18 protein-coding genes are annotated in these 15,309 nt (G+C 51.0%); 10 read left to right on the forward strand and 8 right to left on the reverse strand.

Features of this window, described 5'->3' with window-relative positions; all coding sequences use genetic code 11:
* Positions 1 to 14: 14 nt before the first annotated feature.
* Complete coding sequence (locus KNP84_RS11845) at positions 15 to 797, reverse strand: pyrroline-5-carboxylate reductase family protein (RefSeq protein ID WP_029596075.1); 783 nt, start codon at positions 795 to 797, stop codon at positions 15 to 17.
* A gap of 198 nt (positions 798 to 995) precedes the next feature.
* Here KNP84_RS11845 and yidD point away from each other — a divergent pair, with 198 nt between their 5' ends.
* Together yidD and KNP84_RS11855 are read left to right on the forward strand one after the other, a co-directional pair.
* A complete protein-coding gene (gene yidD, locus KNP84_RS11850; RefSeq protein ID WP_082665786.1) occupies positions 996 to 1,271 on the forward strand; it encodes a membrane protein insertion efficiency factor YidD in 276 nt (91 codons plus the stop codon).
* Between the two features lie 129 nt (positions 1,272 to 1,400).
* Positions 1,401 to 2,759: an alanine/glycine:cation symporter family protein gene (locus tag KNP84_RS11855; RefSeq protein ID WP_021065263.1), complete on the forward strand. Its 1,359-nt coding sequence runs from the start codon at positions 1,401 to 1,403 to the stop codon at positions 2,757 to 2,759.
* A gap of 18 nt (positions 2,760 to 2,777) precedes the next feature.
* On the opposite strand, the gene KNP84_RS11860 is transcribed toward KNP84_RS11855, so the two are convergent.
* Positions 2,778 to 3,137 (reverse strand): potassium channel family protein, encoded by a 360-nt coding sequence (locus tag KNP84_RS11860; protein WP_021065264.1) that lies wholly within the window; start codon positions 3,135 to 3,137, stop codon positions 2,778 to 2,780.
* 73 nt (positions 3,138 to 3,210) lie between these two features.
* Between KNP84_RS11860 and cypC the strand changes: the two genes are divergently transcribed.
* Complete coding sequence (gene cypC, locus KNP84_RS11865; RefSeq protein WP_353049110.1) at positions 3,211 to 4,461, forward strand: CYP152 family fatty-acid peroxygenase CypC; 1,251 nt, start codon at positions 3,211 to 3,213, stop codon at positions 4,459 to 4,461.
* 23 nt (positions 4,462 to 4,484) lie between these two features.
* Here cypC and KNP84_RS11870 read toward each other — a convergent pair whose 3' ends face one another.
* Positions 4,485 to 5,234, reverse strand: coding sequence for a sugar nucleotide-binding protein (locus KNP84_RS11870; RefSeq protein WP_215114851.1), 750 nt, complete (start codon positions 5,232 to 5,234; stop codon positions 4,485 to 4,487).
* 100 nt (positions 5,235 to 5,334) lie between these two features.
* On the opposite strand from KNP84_RS11870, the gene KNP84_RS11875 reads away from it, so the two are divergent.
* Both KNP84_RS11875 and KNP84_RS11880 read left to right on the forward strand, forming a co-directional pair.
* Positions 5,335 to 5,901: a GNAT family N-acetyltransferase gene (locus tag KNP84_RS11875; protein WP_251131237.1), complete on the forward strand. Its 567-nt coding sequence runs from the start codon at positions 5,335 to 5,337 to the stop codon at positions 5,899 to 5,901.
* Positions 5,902 to 5,986: 85 nt separating this feature from the next.
* Positions 5,987 to 6,796: a DUF368 domain-containing protein gene (locus KNP84_RS11880; RefSeq protein ID WP_021065268.1), complete on the forward strand. Its 810-nt coding sequence runs from the start codon at positions 5,987 to 5,989 to the stop codon at positions 6,794 to 6,796.
* Positions 6,797 to 6,843: 47 nt separating this feature from the next.
* Here the strand turns inward: KNP84_RS11880 and KNP84_RS11885 are convergent, their stop codons facing one another.
* Both KNP84_RS11885 and KNP84_RS11890 read right to left on the reverse strand, forming a co-directional pair.
* Positions 6,844 to 7,398 carry a methyltransferase family protein gene (locus tag KNP84_RS11885; RefSeq protein WP_021065269.1) on the reverse strand — a complete coding sequence of 185 codons (555 nt, stop codon included), beginning with the start codon at positions 7,396 to 7,398 and terminating at the stop codon, positions 6,844 to 6,846.
* Positions 7,399 to 7,505: 107 nt separating this feature from the next.
* On the reverse strand, positions 7,506 to 8,354 hold the full coding sequence (locus KNP84_RS11890; RefSeq protein WP_215114853.1) for an ABC transporter ATP-binding protein: 849 nt from the start codon (positions 8,352 to 8,354) through the stop codon (positions 7,506 to 7,508).
* 189 nt (positions 8,355 to 8,543) lie between these two features.
* Here KNP84_RS11890 and KNP84_RS11895 point away from each other — a divergent pair, with 189 nt between their 5' ends.
* Positions 8,544 to 9,593, forward strand: a complete 1,050-nt coding sequence (locus KNP84_RS11895) for an NAD(P)/FAD-dependent oxidoreductase (RefSeq protein WP_215114854.1) — start codon at positions 8,544 to 8,546, stop codon at positions 9,591 to 9,593.
* Between the two features lie 9 nt (positions 9,594 to 9,602).
* On the opposite strand, the gene KNP84_RS11900 is transcribed toward KNP84_RS11895, so the two are convergent.
* Positions 9,603 to 10,016, reverse strand: a complete 414-nt coding sequence (locus tag KNP84_RS11900) for a VOC family protein (RefSeq protein ID WP_021065272.1) — start codon at positions 10,014 to 10,016, stop codon at positions 9,603 to 9,605.
* A 103-nt stretch (positions 10,017 to 10,119) separates the two neighbouring features.
* Between KNP84_RS11900 and KNP84_RS11905 the strand changes: the two genes are divergently transcribed.
* The gene (locus KNP84_RS11905) at positions 10,120 to 10,491 is read left to right on the forward strand and encodes a hypothetical protein (RefSeq protein WP_021065273.1); all 372 of its coding nucleotides are present in this window, start codon (positions 10,120 to 10,122) and stop codon (positions 10,489 to 10,491) included.
* A gap of 55 nt (positions 10,492 to 10,546) precedes the next feature.
* Here the strand turns inward: KNP84_RS11905 and KNP84_RS11910 are convergent, their stop codons facing one another.
* On the reverse strand, positions 10,547 to 11,416 hold the full coding sequence (locus KNP84_RS11910; protein WP_215114855.1) for a hypothetical protein: 870 nt from the start codon (positions 11,414 to 11,416) through the stop codon (positions 10,547 to 10,549).
* A gap of 329 nt (positions 11,417 to 11,745) precedes the next feature.
* Here KNP84_RS11910 and KNP84_RS11915 point away from each other — a divergent pair, with 329 nt between their 5' ends.
* Positions 11,746 to 11,973 (forward strand): hypothetical protein, encoded by a 228-nt coding sequence (locus tag KNP84_RS11915; protein ID WP_251131238.1) that lies wholly within the window; start codon positions 11,746 to 11,748, stop codon positions 11,971 to 11,973.
* 191 nt (positions 11,974 to 12,164) lie between these two features.
* Here the strand turns inward: KNP84_RS11915 and KNP84_RS11920 are convergent, their stop codons facing one another.
* Positions 12,165 to 13,079: a hypothetical protein gene (locus KNP84_RS11920; protein ID WP_021065276.1), complete on the reverse strand. Its 915-nt coding sequence runs from the start codon at positions 13,077 to 13,079 to the stop codon at positions 12,165 to 12,167.
* A 202-nt stretch (positions 13,080 to 13,281) separates the two neighbouring features.
* On the opposite strand from KNP84_RS11920, the gene KNP84_RS11925 reads away from it, so the two are divergent.
* Positions 13,282 to 14,523 carry an LCP family protein gene (locus tag KNP84_RS11925; RefSeq protein WP_215114856.1) on the forward strand — a complete coding sequence of 414 codons (1,242 nt, stop codon included), beginning with the start codon at positions 13,282 to 13,284 and terminating at the stop codon, positions 14,521 to 14,523.
* 79 nt (positions 14,524 to 14,602) lie between these two features.
* Positions 14,603 to 15,307: an NAD(P)H-binding protein gene (locus KNP84_RS11930; protein WP_021065278.1), complete on the forward strand. Its 705-nt coding sequence runs from the start codon at positions 14,603 to 14,605 to the stop codon at positions 15,305 to 15,307.
* The last annotated feature ends 2 nt before the right edge of the window (positions 15,308 to 15,309 follow it).

Here is a 15,309-nt window from a genome sequence, read left to right on the forward strand (position 1 = left end):
TTTCTCGGATTTTTTCAATTCTTCGGTTGTTCGACTTCTTCTCTCGCACTTTCGCGAAGGGCAGAAGCCATGACGTCTGCTAAATCGCGCGAGCGAAGCACACCGACACCGCGGTCGGTCGGACCGTCTGGCGCGGCCACGTCCGCAATCAAGTCGTTCGTCGGGCGTGTCTCGTGAAGCAACAGTTCAGCCGATCCTTTCATCGCCTGGGCGACGATTTGGCGCGCCGTCGCTTCATCGAAACCGGCATCGGTCAAGACGGGCGTCATCGAACCGACGATTTCATAAAAGAAAGCGGGACTGCATCCAGCGGCAGCCATGAAGGCGGACATCGTCTTCGCATCCGTCACGGCCGTCCGTCCGACGCGTTCAAACAGCGCCGTCGCGGTTTCGCGGACCGTATCATCGGTCTCTGGGCCGAACCAGAGTCCGGTCATGCCGCTCCGATAAGCGACTGGGGTATTCGGCATCGCGCAGACGGCAGGGAGACCTGACGCCTCTTCAATCTCGCTCGGTTCGATATGAGCTGCTACGGAGACGAGGAGCGGTGTGCTCCACGTTTTAGATTGCACGTAAGGAATGACCCCGTCCGGTTGCATCGCGAGGACGACGATGTCATACGCGTTGACATCCTCTTCGTCGACGATTTGCACGCCGAGCTCGGCCTGTAACGCTGTCAAACGTGTCCGATCACTCCGGTTCGTCATCGTGATTTGTTCAGGCGACACACCTGAGGCAAGCCATCCGCGTACGAGTGACTCACTCATCGATCCTGCACCTACCATTAAAATATTCATTCTCGTCACCTCTTCATATAGATTCGGTCGTATACATGTTGCTTATCATAACAAATGACGCAACAAATAGCGCCCATCGTGCTCAAATTGTAAAACAAAGGAAAAAAAGATGAGCGATTTGTCATTTGATTGTCGCATGCACCATAGATGACAAGCTGGCCCGGGCAAGCTATTATGGCAGTAATCAAACTGGAGGCGATGAGAGTGAAACGAGTGTTAGTGCGGGGGATTCAAGGGTATCAACGGTTCATCTCGCCGTTGAAACCGCCGACTTGCCGTTTTTATCCGACGTGTTCGCACTATGGAATCGAGGCGATTGAAAAGCATGGTGCCCTTAAAGGTGGGTATTTGACGACTCGCCGCTTAATGCGGTGCCAACCGTTTCATTCAGGCGGACTCGACTACGTGCCGGATGAATTTGATTGGCGCGCCCCTTTACAACGTGAAAAACCCCCTTCTCAGCGAGACGTCTAACCGGCGGCTCGCTGTTTTAGATACAGCTTAAAAATCAAATCGTTGTTTTATTACAATACTTTTGACAATCTTCTAAGTATTCTGAAAAAATAGAGGGGTACGATTACATAAGGGGAAGGGGAATTCAATATGAGTCAATCGTTCAGTGAACTCATCGGTACGATTTCGAACTTTGTGTGGGGACCACCGTTATTGATTTTGCTTGTGGGGACAGGCATCTACTTGACGGTACGGCTCGGGGGACTTCAAGTCACGAAGTTGCCGTACGCATTGAAGCTCGCGTTTTCTAAAAATCAAGACAAAACATCGAAAGGGGATATCAGTCACTTCCAAGCGCTCATGACGGCGCTCGCAGCAACCGTCGGTACGGGGAATATCGTCGGGGTTGCGACCGCGGTCGTGCTCGGTGGACCGGGGGCGATCGTCTGGATGTGGGTATCCGGATTTTTCGGTATGGCGACGAAATACGCCGAAGCTGTGCTCGCCGTTAAATATCGGGTGACCGATGAACGCGGACAAATGGCTGGGGGGCCGATGTATTACTTAGAACGTGGCTTGAAGCAACGTTGGCTCGCCGTCGCATTCGCAGGATTCGCCTCGCTCGCGGCATTTGGGATTGGAAACGGGGTGCAGACGAACTCGGTCGCGATGGCGCTCAAGACGACCTTTGACGTGCCGTTGTATGTCTCCGGTATCTTGATTATGATTTTCACAGGTGCGGTCATCTTGGGCGGTGTCAAATCAATCGGTCGCGTCGTCAGTTACTTCGTACCAGTCATGATCGTCTTTTATCTCGGCAGCGGATTGTTGATTATGGTGATGAACTATACGCTCATTCCGGATGCCATCGCCCTCATCTTCAGCAGCACGTTCAGTGCCGAAGCGATCGGTGGCGGAGCCATCGGGGCCGCCATTCGTTACGGTGTGGCGCGCGGCGTCTTCTCGAACGAGGCAGGTCTCGGTTCGGCGCCGATTGCCGCAGCGGCTGCTAAAACGGATATGCCGGGACGTCAGGCGCTCGTCTCGATGACGCAAGTGTTTCTCGATACGCTCATCGTCTGTTCTGTCACGGGAATCACGCTCGTCATGGGCGGTCAAATCGGATCGGGCCTCGAGGGTGTCGAATTGACGACGGCGACGTTCGAGCAATTCCTTGGACCGGCCGGCGGTTATATCGTGACGATCGGACTCGTCATGTTCGCCTATTCGACGGTGCTCGGCTGGTCATACTACGGGGAACGGTCGATTCATTACTTGTTCGGTCAAAAATCGATTCTTCCTTATCGGATTGCGTTCGTTCTCGTCGCCGGTCTCGGTGCGATGACGACGAACCTCAATTTGGTTTGGGCGCTCTCGGACGTGTTCAACGGCTTGATGGCCATCCCGAACTTGATTGGCTTACTGTTCTTGTCGGGTGTCGTCATTGCCGAGACGAAGCGATTCAATCAACAGCTCGAACTCGAAAATCGAAATCGAAAAGCTTCTTAAACCAATACGCCACCATCCTTACGGGGACGGTGGCGTATTGCGTTTGCGAACCTCTTCGAGCCGTGCTTGTTGAAGATGGTCGAACACTTTCGTGATGAAACCGACCATGATGCCGACACCCGTGATGACATAGCCGATCGTGAACACTTTGCCGATATCGGTCGTCGGGACAAAATCCCCATAGCCAATTGTCGTGAGTGTGACGACACTGAAATACAGGGCATCGAGCCAACGCATGTCTTCGAAGCGTGAGTAGAACAGTGTCCCGGAGAGGATGGTCAGGAAGGCGAGACTGAACAAGACTTGAAACTCCGCATCCTTCAAGCCACGCCAAATCCCACGGAACATGCGCCGGAACGTCAAGATGAAAGATAGCATTTCATTTCCTCCTTTCCCTATAGGTTTGTTCGCTAGGAACAGGGGAACATCCTTTATAGAAAAGATGGAGAGGATGATGACGATGACACGACCGATTCCGAAAGAGGAAGGGCTAGACCATAGTCTGGCGTTTCTGCGGGAAGGATACTTATACGTCCCGAACCGTCGGAAGAGCTTTCAATCCACTCTGTTTGAAACACGCTTGCTCGGCGAACGCGTCATCTGTCTCGGAGGCGGCGAGGCGGCAGCCTTGTTTTATGACGCGGACAAGTTCGTGCGCAAAGATGCGGCACCGAAACGGTTGCTGAAAACACTATTCGGTGAGGATGGTGTGCAGACGTTAGACGGCTCGGCCCATACACATCGCAAACAGATGTTCATGGCGCTCATGTTCCCACAAAATATCAAGCGGTTAACGAAGCTGGTCAGCCGGGAGTGGGAACGGGCGCTCGACGCGGCAGCTGACGAGACGGTGCTCTATGACACGGCGCAAGAAGTTCTCATGCGGGCCGTCTGTGAATGGGCCGGGGTCCCGCTCCATGAAAGCGAAGTAGCGCGTCGGACGGACGAGATGAAATTGTTATTTGAATCTGGGACTGCCCTCGGACCAAAACATGTTCGGGGGCGAGCGGCCCGCTCCTCGGCCGAGGCGTGGGTGCGTGGCATGGTCGAAGAAGTGCGGACGAACCGGCTTCTCCCAAACGAACAAACGGCGTTATATGAATTTTCTTGGCATCGGGATGAAGCGGGTCATCTGCTTCCGGCCGACGTCGTTGCTGTCGAAGTAATCAATATATTGCGCCCGACCGTGGCTGTCTCGATTTATGTGTTGTTCACTGTATTGGCGCTCCACCAATTTCCGGAAGCGCGGGACCGATTGGCGCGTGGTGAGACCGAACCGACATGGTTCGTTCAAGAAGTGAGACGCTTTTATCCATTTTTCCCCGTGACCGCTGCGAGGGTCAAGCAAGATTTCGCGTGGAACGAATTTACGTTCGAAGAAGGGACGCTCGTCTTGCTCGATTTATATGGGACGAATCATGACCCTTCCTTGTGGACGGAACCGGATACATTCAACCCCGATCGGTTCAAAGACTGGACGGAAAGTCCGTTCACGTTCATTCCGCAAGGCGGCGGGGATGTCGATTTCGGACACCGCTGTGCGGGAGAGCATGTGACGATTGCAATCATGCGTGAGACGATCGACGTGTTCCTAACACGTTACCGTTACGAGGTGCCGCCGCAAGACCTCAGTTATAGCTTTGTCGATTTGCCGAGTTTACCGAAGAGCCGTTTCGTGCTGAATCAGATTCGAAAGAACTAATAAATGAGTCGCCCGCGGGCGACTCATTTCGTGTGTAACGCTAGCCGTTTGGTAATCGGTTGAATCGTGATATTCGTATCGACCATTCGATTATCACGTTTCGGTTCATCAGTCTGTTCGATTTGCCACGATGTATCATGTGACTCTTTGAGCGCCATCACGATGTCATACAGAGAGTGACTCGAATTGCCGTTCAATTGGTACAGCCCGGGCCCTCGCTTCGTCAAAATCTCGAACAAGGCATCGGCCGTGTCTTCCAAAAACGAGCAAGACGGGTACCAGTGAGCGCTCGCGACGATGACGCCATGTCGTTTCATCTCGTTCTCGAAATAATCCATCATGTTATTCGAACCGGCACGATGCCCGATTTGCCAACCGAGCCGTACGATTTGGGCACCAGGATTGGTCCGGGCAATCGTCTCTTCGCAGGCCCGCTTATAAGCCCCGTATTCATCGGTCGCGTCAGGAGGCATGTCCGGTGTGATTGGCCCTGTCACGTTGTCAGAGAACACCGAGACGGTGCTCGTGAAGAGAAATGGAATCTTATATTCTCCGCATAGCCGAGCTAGCGTGTCGGCCCATTCGACGGCACCCATCCCGATATGAAGAAAGTAGTTCGGACGCACCGATTCGATGAAACGTCGCATCTCGGCCTCATCTGTGGTCGATACTTTCGTTCGGTCCCAGGCCACGGGCTCGATGCCATGCCGCGTTAACGTCTCGGCGACGACGGGGGCGACGGTCCCGTTCATACCAGTCAAAATTGCTTTCATCATGCATTCCTCCCTTTTGTTTCTATCATCCCACACTTCACGAACTGACAAACCCTTTGTGGACAGCTTTATGCTAGACTGTTGAGTGGAGGCGATAATGATGAATATTCGAAAAGCGACACCGGACGATCAGTTGCAGATTGCACCGCTCGTCTATACGGCGATTCATGAAATCGCCTATTCATTGACCGGCACATCCGATCAAGAGCACGTGCTCGATCGACTCGCGATGTGGATTGGTCAGCCTGGCAACCGCTTGAGCTACGAGAACATATGGGTGGCCGAATCCGATGCGACGATTGCAGGCATCCTGATTGCGTATCACGGCGAGCAGGCGGCAATGCTCGACGAACCGATTAAAGCTTGGCTCCGGACAAACGGTCAGCCCGACGATTTGGATGTCGAAACGGAAGGCGACGTCCTGTATATCGACTCGGTCGCCGTCGACGCGACGTTCGGCGGACGCGGGATTGGGACGGGCTTGATTCAACAGGCGATTGCTCATGCGCGTGCCATGAACATTCCTCGCGTCACGCTCAACGTCGATCAGACGAACCCGGCAGCAGGTCGATTGTATGAACGTCTCGGCTTTATGAAAGAGAAAGAGATTGAGATATCCGGGGGACGGTTCGATTATATGACGTTTACGGTAAGCGAGAACGCCTGAACACGTCACGAAACCGATGCAAACCGATCGGGACTCGGCTATACTATAGGCTTGATCACATTGAGAGAGAAAAAGGAGATTGTGTATGGAGTGGAAGAATATGTTGCGCGGCATCGCGATGGGAACGAGTGATTTGATTCCTGGCGTCAGCGGCGGGACGATTGCAGTCATTTTAGGAATTTATGACCGTTTGATTGAAGCCATCAGCGGTATCTTCAGTCGGCATTGGAAACAGCACTTGTTGTTCTTGATTCCGCTCGGGATTGGGATGGCAGGGGCGATTTTAGGACTCAGCCGCGTGATTGAGTTCCTCTTGCTCGAATATTATGAACCGACCCAGTTCTTTTTCATCGGATTGATTCTCGGGATTATCCCGATGCTCTTCTTTGAATTTCGAACGAGAGCCGTCATGCGACCGGTACATATCGTCGCGATGGTCATCGGGGCGATTCTTGTGGCCAGCATGGCGATCATCAAACCAGCAGATACGGCGATCATCACGGAACTCTCGACAGGGACGACGATTCTCTTGTTCTTCTCAGGATGGCTCGGCAGTATGGCGATGTTGTTGCCGGGAATCAGTGGCTCATTCGTATTGCTTTTGATCGGGGTGTATCCGACCGTCATCAGCGCGTTGTCGAACTTGAACCTGCTCATTATCGGCATCGTCGGTCTTGGAGTGGCCGTCGGTTTTATCGTCAGCAGTAAAGTGATTCGCTATTTGCTCGGTCATTTTCCGGGCATGACGTTTTCGGTCATCATCGGGTTGGTCATCGGCTCGCTTGCGGTCGTATTCCCAGGTCTGCCGGACACGACAATCATGTGGATACTCAGTGTCCTCTCGTTCTTCGCTGGATTCATCATCGTCCGTCTACTTGGACGTTTCTCCGTTTAACCAAACATGCACGCCCGTCAATGAAGACGAGCGTGCATGTTTTTTGCTTAATAAATGAACGGGATCAAGCGTTTACGTGACTTGGCCCACGTCTGATACGTCACACCGAAGTGAGATGTCAACATTTTCTCCTCGATATGGATGCGCCATAAGAGAGCGAGACTCATCAAACATGTACCGACGAGAGCAATCGTCCAAGGTGCGAAAAAGAGTGAAAATCCGAACGTGATAAATAAGAGCCCCGTGTAGAGGGGGTGGCGTAAATAACGATACGGTCCCGAACTGACGAGCTCATCCGCGGGCCGGACGACGACGTGGCGGGTGAACTGATGGCGCAATTGTCGGATGCCCCAATAGCGAAGTGAGACACCGGCGATGAACCCGCTCAGGCCGAGCAGGCGTTGCAGTGTGGCCTGACGTGTATCGGTCCAAACAGAAAGTCCGATCGAGATAGCGAATACGGTAACCATCATCAATGAGACGATATAAAAACTAGCGTGCTCACTGGCACCATCGGTAGGTTCGGACCGGTTTCGGTATCGCCAAATTTCATATAGCCAAGCGACCGAGGTGAGAACAAATAATCCATCGAGCCAATCCATAACGTGCCTCCTTTTTCAATACCTTCGATGTATTACCCGTGTCTTCCTCCTCACTAACGTGCAGGAATCGAAAAAACGTCTCGCGATGTGCGGGACGTCGAGAAAGCCTAACGGGCATTGGCAAGCAAGGTTGCGGCGGCCTGCTGGGCAGGGGGCGCTTCTTTTAGCTCATCTTTAATCAAATGGTAAGTGAGGCACATCGGTTTTTCGGTCCGGGGGTCACGCCCGATGATGGCATCGATATGGAACACTTGTCTGAGCACGAGCGGACAAATGACTTCCTCAGCCGAACCGGTCGCGAGCACCTCGCCGTCTTTCATCGCAACGATATGATCGGCAAAGCGAGCGGCCTGGTTCAAATCGTGGAGCACCATGACGATGGTCCGCCCTTGCTCTCGATTGAGCGTTTCGAGCAGTTCGAGCACTTCGAGCTGATGGGCCAAATCAAGGTAAGTCGTCGGTTCGTCCAAGAAGATTAAATCGGTCTCTTGGGCGAGTGCCATCGCAATCCACACGCGTTGACGTTGTCCCCCAGACAGGGCGTCGACGCTGCGGTCTTTATAAGCGAGCGTCCCGGTCACATCGAGTGCCCAATCGATGACTTCCTGGTCATGTTTCGAGAGGCGTCCAAATCCGGACTGATAAGGGAATCGACCGTAGGAGACGAGTTCGCCGACCGTCAAGCCGCCGGCGCCTTCCGGCGTTTGCGGCAAGATGGCCATTTTACGGGCAATCTCTTTCGTATTACATTTCGCGATGTCGGCCCCGTCTAAATGCACAGCGCCAGCAGATGGAGAAAGAATCCGTGTCATCGCTTTTAAGAGCGTCGATTTTCCACAACCGTTCGGTCCGATAATCGTCGTGATTTTATGGTCGGGAATCGACAAGCTCAATTGTTTTACAATCGTCTTGTCCCCATATCCGACCTCGATATCCGTCGTATGTATCCGTGACATGATGGATTCCCCTTTCCGTAAATGACGCCCGTGATAATGATTCTCAATATCGAGTTTACTATAGCAAGTGCGACACATCGTGTCAATGTTTGTTTGATGTCAAAATAGATTGTCGAGCGGTCTAATTCGCGGTATAGTGAATGAGAATGAGAATCAATGGCGCAGGAGTTTTGAGGAAGGGTGAGGACGATGAGCGAACAGGACCTATATGACGTAACGATTATTGGAGGCGGACCGGCCGGGCTATATGCGACGTTTTACAGCGGATTGCGGGGGATGAAAACGAAATTGATTGAGTTTCAACCGCATCTCGGCGGGAAAATCCATGTCTATCCAGAGAAGATGATTTGGGACGTCGGGGGTGTCACGCCGACGACCGGGGCTCGACTCATCGAACAACTGGTAGAACAAGGCTTGACGTTCGACCCGACCGTCGTGCTCGGAGAAAAGGTCGAATCGATGACGAAAGATCACGATGGCCATTTCGTATTGGATACGACGCACGGGCAACATCGATCGAAAACGGTCATTGTCGCGACAGGAAGTGGTATCCTGCAACCGCAGAAAATTGATATTAGTGGAGCGGAGCGCTTTGAGGTCTCCAACTTACACTATACGGTCAAATCGCTCATGGCGTTCAAAGGGAAGACAGTGTTGATTTCGGGTGGCGGCAACAGTGCGATTGATTGGGCCAACGAGCTTGAACCGATTGCCGAGCGTGTCATTTTGACGTATCGAAAAGAGGCGCTTAAAGGACACGAGTCGCAAGTCGATAAGCTCTTCTGTGGACGCGTCGACTGTCGATTGCATACGCAAATCGAGGATTTAATTTCCCGGGACGGGACGACGATTCATGCCGTCGCTCTCGTCGATTGCGGAACAGGCGCCCGCGAGGTTGTGGAAGTGGACGAGGTCGTCATCAATCATGGGTATGAGCAGGATACAGCGCTTCTCGGGGAATGTGAGCTTCAAGTCGAGATGGTGAACGATTTTTACGTGAAAGGCAATGCGAGCAGTGAGTCGTCGGTGCCAGGTCTATACGCAGCGGGCGACATTTTGACGCATGAAGGGAAAGTCCATCTGATTGCGGGTGCTTTCCAAGATGCGGCCAACGCTGTCAACCGAGCGAAAACGTTCATCGATCCGGACGCGACGAAAACCGCAATGGTATCATCCCATAACGAACGATTGAAAACGAAGAACCGGGATATCATCGAACAGGCATTACAAAAGCAGTGAGGGGAGCCCTCACTGCTTTATTGTTGGATAATCACATAGTTCGACGATGACGCCTCCGGAATGACGGGGGTCCATATAGATGAGGCGCCGGCCTTTGGCCGTCGTCCGCAACGTGTCCTCTAAAAAAGTTACACCATCACGTTTAAGTGACTCGATTGACTCGTCCAAATCCTCGACGCGATAGGCGACATGGTGAACACCTTTACCACGCGCTTTCATGAAGCGAGCGATTGGGCTGGTCGGACTCGTCGGCAATAACAGTTCAATTACGTCGTCACCCACGTGGATGACGGCAATCTCCGTCTCGACGCCGATGGCTGTGTTCGTATAACGGTCGACCAACTTTCCTTGTAGAACGGTCGTGTAAAATGTGATCGCCTCGTCTAAGTCACGGACGGCGATTCCGGTATGGTCAATGTGCATGGTTGTTCCCTCCTCTCGCTCTAGTTTGACGAAACTTGAACAAATTGTCACTTCACAACGTTTTGTCGGAATCCGATATACTAAAAGAGGGAGGGACGGCGAAATGAACGGTAAGATCACTCTTGGATTGGTCAGCGCGTTCGCGCTGGTGTCATTTGTGTTTGGACTCTCACTTGCGACGTTTGTCGACTATCGGATCAATGAAGAGCAAGTCGTTCTGGAACGCTTGACGACCCATAAAAAAATTGGCCCATCTGAACTTCTATCCACAGAAGTGGACTTTCACTTGAACGGTTCGAACTACGCCCTGCGGTTTACAGACGAGCCCCACATCACGTACTGGTTCAGTGTGACGGATCGTGAAATTCAGTTCGACCGGATTGAATCGTTGGACCGACGTGATACGGGTCTTCGGACCGATCTCTTTGAAAAGATGCCACCGCTCGCGATGGATTCGACAAACGCTGCCGAATAAAAACACGAAACGAACGAGTCTGATTGACGGACCGCGGACGTTTCGTGTTTTTTTATTAATCCGTTCGCGCTGGGGTCAAGTACTTCAATAATGTATAAGTGGATGATGGCGTTGGACGCGCACCTTGCTCGTATAAAGCGTGTAGGACGTGTGTCTGCATCGAAGTGGCAGTGACACTCATCAATTCTGTCTTTTTAAATTTATCATAGTATGATTGCTGAAAAAATGAGATGCCTTCTTGAGTAAATTCTTTTTGGCCAACGATATGCAACTCGTGGAGGTACAATCGACCTTGCTTAATCTCGCCGTACATCGTACCGACCACGGTTCCTTTCCATTTTAACGAATAAAAGATTGTTTGCCTTCGATGGAGCATATCAAGTGCCCGAGCCGTAAGGGGCACGGCTCCAGGCAAGAGCCAGAAATATTGATTTCGTTTTCGTAACCAATCTCCATGCGTCTCCGGATACTCTATACAAAATTGCCATTGGTCAAAAGTTGTTTTTGTGTACGGAACGAAAGGGAACTCAAACGACGTCGCCTCGAGGTGGGGAAGAAATCCAATGTCCTTGAAACCATTCAACAAATTGCCTGGTGCGTCAGTTGGGAGAGTTACCGAAACCGTTGTGTTGTGACGAACCTCTAATCGAAGTTGGAACAAGACCTGATCGATTAAACCGCTTAACATCATGCGATTTTTGCAAGTGGTGTCGCTCAAGCGAATCAAATGCGAGGTTTTGAAATCCTTGCAGTCAACTGTGACAGCGGCGACTGGCTTGTTACGAAACCATCCAGTATAGTGGTAGCAGTCGGCAGGCAGACAGAAAAGATGTGGAAGTTGACCTGCTGGATAGAGAGAGTGGAGCATGGACCGTTCATGGGGCTTGAGTTGTCGGCTTTCTTTGACGATAAAGGTGTGCTTCATGAAAGCAACCTACTTTCTACATTTATTGGAACACCCTTAAATTGTAAGCGTTACCACTTTAAAATGCTCGTATTAAAATGATGAACATTATTTGGTTAAAATAGGGATGAATTTAAGGCATTTTCCTGAGAGTACCGTTTTAAAAAAAACAGGAGAATGGCTTCAGAAATAGGTTTGTATCAAACTGAATCGAAAAAAACAAAACCAGATCTTTTAAACGGAAATGGGTGTGAGAATTATTTAACTGGGGGGGAACGAAGAAAACCGTGTCATGACTTTGAAATCGACATGCTATAATTGATGTAAAGAAACGAACCGAGGAGACGACTATGCGATATTTGACAGGCTTGTGGTTGATAGTAGTGCTGTTGGCGGGGACGCCGCTCGTGGCTCAAGCGGATACAGAAGAACCGATTGTGATCCACGAGAATGTCATCGTCGACGAGGCGGTAGAACTATATGAGGGGTTTCGCTCCCCGAATGAGATGGTCTTTATTTTTGTGCTGATCGTGTTACTGTCCGTCATCGGTCTTGGAATCATTAATGCCATCGAATAACGTGAAAACGTTCACAAAAATGCAATATCTAAAACGGAAGCGGTTTCAAATCTGATTTATACTAAACGTGTAGGAAGGAAGTTCTGCACCAACTTCCCCTCCTTTTCAGATGAACACCCCTCGTTCATATCATGTATTGGAGTCAACCGACGATGTCGATTGACTCCCTTTTTTTCGTATGCAGCATGAGGTTACAACTGGATGCGCTTTTCTTTGGCGAGACGACGCAATCGTTTCGTTTCATTCGTATGTCCATGACTTTCAAGCATATTGACATACACTTTGAACGGTTCAGAACGATGCGAGAAGAACGGGATATATTCGGCGAACAATTTTTGTTCGGCCTCAGATAACAAGCCGCGTTCGACGAGCAATTCTAGCTCGAGCATTTTTAAAGCTTGATAATCGGCGAGCGCATTATCGTCTGTCTGGGCTTTCGCTAACGTACGGTCGCACAACGTGGTGAGGCGTTCGTGGAGCAAGTTCCATTCAGCTATACTATACGATTGCTCGAGGAGGGTCGAGAGCAAATCGACCCGGGTGGAATCGACATCTTTTGGGACGTGGAGCGCGGTATACAAAGACCGATCGATCCAAACGGCAGGGGCGGGGGCGTCGAGTTGATAATATTGAATCAGTTGGGATAACATCGTGGTTTGAGACAATTTTAATAGTCGAAACGGGTCACTTGTCGTGAATAGAGGTTCTTCTCCCGCTGAAGACGACAGCAACAAAAACATTTCTTCATACATCGTCCGAGCCTCGGGCTCATCGTCAGCGTAATGGACGAGGTCGCGAATAATCTTTTTAGCGTGAATGTACCAGTTTTTTTGATCCCGTTCGCTCATCACTTGATTGGGTACTAAATATAAATGGTCATATGCCAATTCGACAAAGCGCTCAGCGAGGATGATGGTCTGTGAGAGCGAATGACGTTCGTCTGACGACTTTTGTTCTTTATAGCGCGTGAACTGGCTGACCATAAAGTCGATGTCTTTCTCTTCAATCACGGTTTTTGGGATGTTGCGATACATCTCGACAATTACATCGCGAAGCGTGGCTTCACCGTATTGTTCCAGCAACATCCGTAACTTCCCGATACGCATTAGCTCTCCCTCCTTTCGAGAGGACGTCGAACAATCTATCCATCCACAGATGGGCAGACACCAATTATTATTCCTTTCCCGGTTTCGATTCAAAACAACCATTCCGTCTCATGCTTAAGACGGATTTTTGCGCTAACCGTTGTCAGAATAGCGTTTGTCGATGATAATGTAGAAAAATCTAACCATACTAGAGGTACAGCATATGAATGACGATCAACACTTATCACGTGTCGAACGACGGAAACGGGAGCTTGAACGCGAACGATTAACCGAACAAGCCCGGCTAGACGAACAAGCTCGACTAGATGAAGAGGCTCGACACGAGACGCCCCAGCACCAAGGGCAAGTAGAAGACAAGTTTAACAATGATTCGAATCGACCGACAGATACAGGGCAGGGCGAGCATCCGTTTTTAAATCGTTCGGAGGAAACGCCGTCGGAACGCAAGAAGAAATCGCTCAACGTCAAAAAACCGAAACTAAGTCTTCCCTTCGGTAAGAAGCGTAAGTCGAAGCCGCGCCGAGATGAACGACGTGAGCCCAGACAGAAAACACGAGAGCCGGAACGGACGCACGCCAAACGGGAGACGGCCGCTCCGAAGGAAAAACCACGCCGTCGCAAATGGAAAGGGAAATTGCTTCTCGTCCTGTTGCTCTTGATGATTGGGGCCGGCTATATGGCGACACGTCCGGTCACGTTTTTAGTCATGGGCAGTGATGCCCGGGTCGGAGAATCGTTATCAGGATCACGGACCGACTCGTTACAGCTGATGGAATTCGTGCCGCGTTCCCGCACTGTCCAAAACGTCTCGATTCCACGTGACACGTATACGGCGATTCCTTGTGAACCAGAGCGAGAAGGCGATAAAATCACCCATGCCTTCGCATATGGCGGTGCTGACTGTACCGTTGGAGCGGTAGAGGGATTGACCGAAGCGTCTGTCGACGGTCAAGTCGTCATCACGTTCGAAACGTTCATGGAACTGATTGATTTGGTTGGCGGCGTCAACGTGACGGCGACCCACTCGTTCAGTGAGAAAGGCTTCAATCAGACGTATGAATACACGGAAGGTGTCTCGTACGCCATGGACGGAGATATGGCGCTCGCCTATGCTCGTCATCGGAAAACAGATACGGATGGGGCGCGATCGAATCGACAGACCGAGGTCATGTCAGCCGTCGCCGATAAATTGGCCAGTCCAACAGGCTGGACAAAAATCCCGGCAACGTATCGCTTTATGAAAGACGAGATGGGGCTTGAGATGAACCCGTTGCAAATGGCTTCAATCGGAATGACGATGGTGCTACAACCACAGGTGGACAAACTTCAAATCGAAGGGGAAGACGCCTACATCGATAACGTCTATTACTATCAACCGACCGAAGCGAGTGTTCAAGCCGTTCGCGATGCCCTCGACTTAACGATGTGGGGAACTGTTAGATAATTTTGCGAAAAGGGTTTGATTCCATCCCGAAAGAGGAAATTTAATCAAATGAACTACTCTTTTGAGGAGGGAAATTTGAATGAAAGTTTTAGTCATTGGAGCAACAGGAAAGATCGGTAGACGTGTATTGAAAAGTTTAGCGAAAACGCATCAAGTGACCGCTTTAATTCGTTATCCTGAACTACAGGCAGAGTATGAAAAAATGGGTGCGCGTGTGCTCACCGTCGACGTCGAGAAAGAATTGGATAAAGGGATACACGAGGCGACTTCCGGACAGGATGCCGTCATCATCGCAGCAACGGCTGGGGCAGAAGGTTCGAGCAAAGAAATCGAACTGCTGGACCGCAACGTCGCCATGAAAGCTATCGATGCTGCGAAAAAAGAACGGGTCCGCCACGTCGTTTTGCTCAGCGCTTACGGCGCCGATCAACCAGACGCTGCACCAAAAGAACATTTCAACTTCTTGTCTGCTAACAATGCGGCTGACGAGTATATCGAACATAGCGGTTTGAACTACACGATCATTTGCCCAGTGACAATCGTAGATGGTCCAGGGAAAGGCTCGATTGAGGCATCAGAAGATTTGAGTGATGCGAGTGACGCAACGATTTCTGAAACGGACGTCGCGACTATCATCGCCGCCTCGCTCGATAATCGAGGCTTGTACGGACGTCGGATTGAAGTCAAATCAGGCAGTACCCCAATCAACGATGCGCTCGATTTCGACAGTCGTGGAGAAGTGGCGACAGGTGGCAGAACGACGCTCCGTCGACCACAGCGTTAACG

The sequence above is a fragment of the Exiguobacterium sp. s70 genome, from assembly GCF_018618315.1.
Classification (GTDB): Bacteria; Bacillota; Bacilli; order Exiguobacteriales; family Exiguobacteriaceae; genus Exiguobacterium; species Exiguobacterium chiriqhucha.